At 58.3% G+C, this 707-nt stretch carries 1 protein-coding gene; it reads left to right on the forward strand.

Translation table 11 applies throughout. The features are described 5' to 3' along the window. Positions 1-100: 100 nt before the first annotated feature. The gene (locus tag B3Q33_RS04110) at positions 101-616 is read left to right on the forward strand and encodes a hypothetical protein (RefSeq protein ID WP_272963231.1); all 516 of its coding nucleotides are present in this window, start codon (positions 101-103) and stop codon (positions 614-616) included. Positions 617-707: the final 91 nt, after the last annotated feature.

Consider the following 707-nt stretch of genomic DNA (forward strand, 5'->3'; position numbering starts at 1 on the left):
TTCGTCCCTCAAGAGGAACTCCTGCAGCGGCTTCGCTTTAAACGTCGCTGGTGATCGCGCCGCCAGCGACGCTCCTGCTTTTGCTTTCAAAGAGCCGCCCATGTCACACCTGCACATCGACGACTTCAGCCACGACGTTGCCCGCATCCTCATGCAGGCTTACATGAGCTTCCCGCGCCCCGGCGCGCTGTACGTGGAAGACATTATCGGTCCTACGGAAGTGGACGATGTGGGCTTGCACAGCAGCCGTCACATGGCCTGCCTGGGCGCCATGCTGTGGCTGGCAGAGGAAGGGTTGCTGCGTTATCAGGCGACCATCTTTCAGGAAGGTATTGAGCAGTCCGTGCTGACCAACAAGGCTTTTGTATTGTTGACCGCCATCAGTGAGCTGCGCTTTGACAACACCGATCCGTCACTACCCGCCACCGTCAAGCACGAGAAAGCGACACTCGCCGAGCAGTTCCTGCAGGCCATCCGTGCTCAGGATTCAGTGCGTACCACAGCGGTAGTGCGTTATCTGCTGTCACGAAATCCGGAGCCGGTACAGGCCGAAGAATTTGCCGATCTGCTCAAGCAGGAAGACAACCCGCATTTCGTCACCGAAGACGGCTTCTAAACCCCAAGTCTGTTGCCGCTGCGTAGGGTGCACTGAGCCTAAGGCGAACTGCACCGATCTGGCGTTGGGATGGTGCAGTTCGCCTTAGGCT

The sequence above is a fragment of the Alcanivorax sp. UBA3183 genome (assembly GCF_002364155.1).
Lineage (GTDB): Bacteria > Pseudomonadota > Gammaproteobacteria > Pseudomonadales > Alcanivoracaceae > Alcanivorax > Alcanivorax jadensis.